Source organism: Salinimicrobium profundisediminis, assembly GCF_026241755.1.
GTDB classification, from domain to species: Bacteria; Bacteroidota; Bacteroidia; order Flavobacteriales; family Flavobacteriaceae; genus Salinimicrobium; species Salinimicrobium profundisediminis.
The window spans coordinates 168,331-174,814 of the sequence record NZ_JAPJDA010000003.1 but is presented as its reverse complement, the minus strand read 5'-3'; the positions used below and the strand labels follow the sequence as shown (position 1 = coordinate 174,814).

5 protein-coding genes are annotated in these 6,484 nt (G+C 42.7%); 1 reads left to right on the top strand and 4 read right to left on the bottom strand.

The annotated features are described in order from the left end of the window. Nucleotides 1-101: 101 nt before the first annotated feature. The 3 genes from OQ279_RS03090 to OQ279_RS03080 form a co-directional block, all read right to left on the bottom strand. Complete coding sequence (locus OQ279_RS03090; RefSeq protein WP_266068325.1) at nt 102-1,274, bottom strand: baeRF3 domain-containing protein; 1,173 nt, start codon at nt 1,272-1,274, stop codon at nt 102-104. Between the two features lie 161 nt (nt 1,275-1,435). After that, nucleotides 1,436-2,260 carry a DUF1853 family protein gene (locus tag OQ279_RS03085; RefSeq protein ID WP_266068324.1) on the bottom strand — a complete coding sequence of 275 codons (825 nt, stop codon included), beginning with the start codon at nt 2,258-2,260 and terminating at the stop codon, nt 1,436-1,438. Next, nucleotides 2,261-3,340, bottom strand: coding sequence for an AI-2E family transporter (locus OQ279_RS03080; RefSeq protein WP_266068323.1), 1,080 nt, complete (start codon nt 3,338-3,340; stop codon nt 2,261-2,263). It abuts the gene before it with no gap. 125 nt (nt 3,341-3,465) lie between these two features. On the opposite strand from OQ279_RS03080, the gene OQ279_RS03075 reads away from it, so the two are divergent. Beyond that, nucleotides 3,466-4,251: a tRNA pseudouridine synthase A gene (locus OQ279_RS03075; RefSeq protein ID WP_266068322.1), complete on the top strand. Its 786-nt coding sequence runs from the start codon at nt 3,466-3,468 to the stop codon at nt 4,249-4,251. 130 nt (nt 4,252-4,381) lie between these two features. Here the strand turns inward: OQ279_RS03075 and recQ are convergent, their stop codons facing one another. Then, complete coding sequence (gene recQ / locus OQ279_RS03070; RefSeq protein WP_266068327.1) at nt 4,382-6,484, bottom strand: DNA helicase RecQ; 2,103 nt, start codon at nt 6,482-6,484, stop codon at nt 4,382-4,384.

Genomic DNA, 6,484 nt, shown 5'->3' with positions numbered 1-6,484 from the left:
TACTGCATAAAAGTGACAACTCACAATTAAAACTATTCTAGCTAATGCCTCGGGGCTTGCCCCGAGGATTATTTACTCAGAATGTTTACTGAAGATCAATACTAGTATCGGTAAACAGCGTTTACTTTAGAATCCTTATTCGGCATAAATTCTCTTTCGATAAGATATGCTTTTCCGTTTTGCTGAAGTACTTTTACAGCGGCAAGGTTCATCAACGAAACACTGCCGTTTCTTTTCTCCTCATGAACATCTACCGAAGCCATTTTTTCATTGTAATCTCCCCAAATGTCTTCGCGGTTCTGCAGGAACAACGTATCGACCTTTCCTTCAAAAATAGCCGGAATGATCTCTGAAACCTGGGTTGATGTTCGGGAAGGGTTCAAGTCATTGAACTGCTTCATTTTGTCTTCTCTATCTTTCCTGAAGTGTGGCTCAAGAGTTTCCAGTGCCGCTGCATGCAGACTAAAAATACTGTTGTGATCGGCTTCAGGGTTTCCGGGTACAGGTTTTGGATACAGATTTTTATATCGACTGGCTTCCTGGTAAATTGGGAAATAAGAATCCTGGCAGGCAACTATAAGCGGAACGCTCTCGTTGTGCAGAATTTCGTAAATCCCCTTGTCTACTGCCCTAAAGAAGCGTAAAATCTCATTTTTGCGATCCCTGCTTGCGGCTTCATAACCATGTTGGGTAGAAGTGCCCTGTGGGTTTGCGCCCACACTATTTCGTTGGGTTTTGTGCTTGCTATTCTTCTCTTCATAATCATACCCAACCCTGTCTTCGAGTTGATTGGGCGTAAGATCATCAATCTTAACCTCTCCTATAGAATATTGAGTGGCCTCATACAGTTTTACCTCATCCAACTGTAAGTGGAGCAAATAAAACCTTCCATCTCCATTAAACATTGGCACCAGCGGCTTTAAATAAAAATGGTCGGCTACATAAGTGTAAGCCTCAAAATAGATGGGTAAGGTGTACTGTTTTGAAAATCCGTCGGCCAGGAACAGGGCGAGTCCGTCGCTTTGATGTCGCCAAAAATCACTGTCGTCCATCAGGTCGTTCACCGGCTTCCCCATCTTTTCTATCTTATCCTGTGGGTACCCCATTGCTTTAAGTTCCTCAACGGCCTTTTTCCATTGACTTTTTAAATTGATCTTGTCCTTTTCTTCGAGAACGTCTTTTCCGGCCCTTACTGTAGGGATAAAAATTGAGACGCAAGGATTGCTGTCAAATTTTGCTAAGTCCTCAAATTGTTCTTTTGTCAAAATTGGCATGATCTGTCGGTTTTTACGGAAAAACACCTTTAGAATCCGGTTTTTTCCTTGATTTATAATTGCGTACTTAAGATACTAAGATGCCAAAAAAGCCGTAGGGCTGCCGGTCATAATTTTTCCTTAATTAGCCTGGGGTTTGCCGTTAATTTTCTGCTAAGAAATTACCACCACACCACAAAAAGCCTTTGGTAGCTGCCGTTAGGTGTCTTCATCCAGAGTAGAGGAGAAAATTTATCGGTGAGAAGAGGAGAAATTTGTCTTTCAATATCTTCAAATGAGTACCAGGTGTGGTTATGCTCCGGAAGCACCGGCCAGAACTTCTTCTTCGGACTAAAAAAGGCATTTTTTCCATAGTCTTCAAAAGTGAATTCTGAAGCTCTTATCCAGAAACCGGCAATGCAATCTGGATTGATTTCTTTTAAAGCTGAAGGCTTCAATTTCTTCGGAAGAAAAACGGAAGCCTTAAAACACATTTTTTGAACCACCTGCTGCAGATCTATCTCATAAGCCTGAAGCATATTTTTTGTAGCTTCCTTAAACAGCAACGGGAATTGCCTTTTTTGAAGCCTTTCCAGCTTTCGGTTAAGGCTGTCGCGCTTATTAGGGCCTATTAAATGGTCTTTTTCTGAAAAACCAGTGTCGGGATCGTAGATATAGAACTTAAAGATTAGTTCTACGTGAAAAATTTCTTCTGAAGTAGTTTCCTTCAGCAAAAAATCTATTTCTCCAAGCGTTTCTTTCTCCTGAATGATCTGCTGATTTTGAAGTACAACATCTTCCGAAGTAAAATGAGCAACATAACAGGCAAAAAAGTGCTCCATCCGCTTTCCCAGTACTGTTGCCGTGGGTGCAGGGACAGCAGGAAGATTTTTGCCCGCAGTAAAACCGGTGGTGCGGTAGAGCGGGTAGTCAAAAATGGCATTTTCAGTAAAGATTTCAGAAGTACTTAAAAATCCTTCAAATTGTTGGGCTGTAGTGAATTCCATTTAATCTTTATCATCGTCTTTACTCAGCAGGAAACCAAAGGGTTTTAGAGGAGAAATACTACTAAACACCACATTAATGATAGCGAGTATGGGTATAGATAACACCATACCCGGGATGCCCCACACCATACTGCCAATGATTACTGCCAGTATAACAAAGAAAGGGTGAAGATCTACCTGGTCGCCTACCACATAAGGCTCCAAAATGTAACTTTCTACAAATTGTGCCACTGCAAATGTGATCATAATCCCAATAAGAACGCCTGTTTCTCCAGATACAAGATACCCAAAGATCAGGGCCAACCCAAACCCTACAATGTTACCAATGTAAGGAAGAAGGCTAAGCACAGCCGCCAGGATACTAATTAGAATAAAATTATTAACGCCCGAAATTCCGAGGCCTACGGCGTATAAAACTGCTAAAAATCCGATGAGAATAAGTTTCCCCACGAGATATTTTCGGGTGACTTTGGCCGAATTTTCAATAATATCTTTTACCTCATGCCTTCGGGAGTCGGGGAAGAGTAGTAACAAAAAACGCTTAAACCGGTGCCTGTAGTTTAGCAGAAAGAAGATATATATAAAGGTGATAAGATAGTCACCAAAAAAACTGATGGTATTATTGAGAAAAGAAGCAGCTTTTTTACCTGCATTGGAGGTTTCGCTCATATAAGGAACGGGGCTGCCTTTTTCAGAACTTTCAATATCCTGCTGCTCCAGCGGGGTGTGCTCCAGTAAAAAAGCCTTCACCTGTTCGATTTTTGGGGCCATTGTTTCCTTGATCTTTGGCCAGTCGTCTACCACCGTTTTCACCTGCATTGATATAATGGCGAAAAAACCTACGGAAGCCAGGAAAATAATGAAAGTGCTTACCAGGGAAGAGGACATCCGATTCATAAATGATTTTTCCATCTTCCTACACAGCGGTATCATGAGAAGAGAAAGAATCACGGCTGTGGTCAACGGAATGAGAAAACCACTTGCATCTGCAAGCCCCTGAAACAGGAAGTATAAAGCGAGTATGGTTAATGTTCCATAAAGAAGTATTTGTTTCCCCTTAGAGTTGCGTAATTGTTCCATAAAAGTGAAGGTACAAAATCAGCAGCCCAATCTATTCTAAGTAAAAGTTAAAGACTTTTGGAACAAAGCTTTTGTTCATGGGGCTCATGCGGAGTTTTTGCTTTAAATTCGTACAAACAAAAATTGTGAAGCAACAGCGTTACTACTACCTAATTAAAATACAGTATTTGGGGTACAGGCTGCATGGGTGGCAAAGACAGCCGGGTTTAAAAACTGTGGAAGGCCTCGTTAAAAAGACCCTCAAATTTGTTTTGGGGGAGCTCCACTTCAAAATCCTGGGCTCTAGCCGAACCGATGCCATGGTCTCTGCACATGAGTCGGCTTTTGAATTATTCATAGACCACGAACCTTTAGAGAATATGGCCGATTTCCTGGTGCTTTTCAATCAAAATCTGCCTCCGGATATTCGGGCATTAAGTATTAAAGAAGTTGATGCCGCTTTCAATATCATCCAACACCCAAAGAAAAAGGAATACCTGTACCTGTTTTCCTTCGGAAGAAAGAGCCATCCTTTTGCAGCACCTTTTATGGCCACTTTTCCTGAAAATCTCGATGTTGACCTCATGATGCAGGGAGCCCGTCTTTTTGAAGGGAAACATTCGTTTCATAATTACTGCACCAAACCCACCCCGCATACTGTAGTAGAACGTGAGATTGATACCTGCGAAATTTTGCTGAACACAAAGATCACCGCCAATTTCTTTCCCGATAAATCTTACCTGCTAAAAGTTACCGGAACGGGATTTTTGCGCAACCAGATAAGGTTAATAATGGGAGCCATGGTACAATTGGGAAGAGGGGAATTTTCGATTACCGACATAGAAAGAAGCCTGACACCTGAAGTAAAAATGCCCATGAACTACATCGCCCCCGGCAGCGGACTCATCTTAAACAAAGTGGATTTTGAATGAAGTTGCGGGTTGCGGGTTGCGGGTTGCGAAATTGGGTTGCAGGTTGCGAGTTGTAAAATTTGGGTTACGAGTTGCGGGTTACGCGGTATAATTCTTCTAATTTCGCACTTCTAACTTCGTACTTTTAAGTTCAGTTTTCTTTATTCAATATTGTCAATGCTACCCGAATAGTTCCGTAGTCCATTTCTTCTTTAAAATGTTCGAAGTAGGGTTTTAGGGCATCAGGATCATCAAGCTCTTTTTGTGCCTTGCGAACTGCTTCAAGATCTGCTTCTGAAATATATTTTTTGAGATCTACATCCTCACCGCTTTCATAAAGTTTAGAAAGGTGGGAAAAAATGGTGGTGGCAGCCAGGTTTCTTGCCTGCGCCATTTCTTCAATACTCATTCCTTCCTGGTACAACCTGAGTGTTTCTTTGTAAGTATTGCCTTTTTTGCGGGTTTTCTTCTCCCGTTTTTCTTTGCTGTGGGCAATGATCTCCTTGATGAACCGGTACCCGTAATTCTGCATTTTTTGGCGACCTACCCCACTTATCTGCATAAAATCTTCATCGGTCATTGGGCGTTCTTTCTCCATTTCCTTTAGGGTGGCATCATTGAATATGAGGTATGCCGGGATGTCTTCTTCCCTGGATAGCTCGAGCCTCAGCTTTCTTAACCTCTCAAAAAGGGTATTTTCTGAAGTCTTTTCGGCAACAACGGGTTGTTTCTTGAGTTCGGCCTGGGTGACATCGGCCAGGGAAACTTTTTCCTGCTCAAAAAGCACATTTTTGGCAAGGCTTGTGAGCCTGATCTTGTTCTGATCGTGAAATGCAATCTCCAGGTAACCCTGATTGATCAATTGGATAATATATTGCTGCCAGTCTCGCCAGGACACATCGCTGGCGATGCCATAAGTTGAGAGGCCCTGATAACCTTTTTCGAGCACCTGTGCGTTTTGGGCTCCCCGCAGCACATCTATGACCATAGAAATTGGCTCCTGTTCTTTCAGCCGGTAAACTGTAGAAAGGGCTTTTTGGGCAAGTATGGTACCGTCAAAGAATTCGGGCGGATTCTTACACACGTCGCAGTTGCCACAATCTTCAGAAATAATTTCTCCAAAGTAGCTTAACAAAATCCTTCGGCGGCAACTAAGAGCTTCAGAATATTGTTTCATGCGTTCCAGTTTCGCCAACTGGATCTCGGCATTCCCCGATCCTTCAGCAAACTTCTGTAGCTGCACCACATCGGCATAACTGTGGAAGAGCAGGGTAGAAGAAGGTAATCCGTCACGCCCGGCACGACCAATCTCCTGATAGTAACCTTCAAGGTTCTTTGGCATATTATAATGTATCACCCAGCGCACGTTAGACTTGTCTATACCCATCCCAAAAGCGATGGTAGCGCAAATGATGTCATTGCTGTCATTGATGAAATCTTCCTGAATCTGTATCCTCTCATTATGTGATAATCCTGCGTGGTAAGCTTCGGCCTTGTAACCTTTTTCTTGGAGTTTGGTTGCGAGTTCTTCAGTATTTTTCCGGCTTAAGCAGTAAATGATACCACTTTCAGATTTTCTACCTTTCAAAAATGCCAGAATCTGCTCAAATTTTTTGGTGCCGGGACGCACTTCCAGGCTCAGGTTTTTTCTGTCAAAAGAAGAGAGGTGATGCGTGGCGTGCGGGATATTGAGTTGATCGCAAATATCCTGGCGCGTGGCTTTATCGGCTGTGGCAGTGAGAGCGATCACAGGAGTTTCTGGATGGCGGTTTTTAAGATATCCCAACTGAGTATATGCCGGCCTGAAATCGTGCCCCCAACTGGAGATACAATGGGCTTCATCAATAGCAATAAGGCTGATATTGCCCGCAGAAAAAACAGCGTCTACATATTGAAGACTTTCGGGTGCTACATAAAGAAGTTTGATCTCATTTTTCTCAATCTTCCGGAAGATCTCCTGCTGCTCCTGTTCTTTCTGACTGCTATTGAGGAATGCTGCTGAAATTCCATTAGCGGTAAGCCCATCTACCTGATCTTTCATAAGGGCGATAAGCGGAGAGATCACAATAGTAATACCCGGAAGCAAAATGGCAGGAAGCTGAAAACAAATAGATTTTCCGCCACCTGTGGGCATGATCACCAGGTTATCACGACCTTCAAAAACAGCCTTGATGATTTCCCGTTGCTGTGGCCTGAAACTGTCATAACCAAAATATTCCTTTAATGTGCCTATTAATTTTGCCTCTTCAACCAT

Coding starts and splice junctions, on each gene's coding strand:
- recQ (WP_266068327.1), bottom strand. CDS start 6,484: ATGGTTGAAGAGGCAAAATTAATAGGCACATTAAAGGAATATTTTGGT.
- OQ279_RS03080 (WP_266068323.1), bottom strand. CDS start 3,340: ATGGAACAATTACGCAACTCTAAGGGGAAACAAATACTTCTTTATGGA.
- OQ279_RS03085 (WP_266068324.1), bottom strand. CDS start 2,260: ATGGAATTCACTACAGCCCAACAATTTGAAGGATTTTTAAGTACTTCT.
- OQ279_RS03090 (WP_266068325.1), bottom strand. CDS start 1,274: ATGCCAATTTTGACAAAAGAACAATTTGAGGACTTAGCAAAATTTGAC.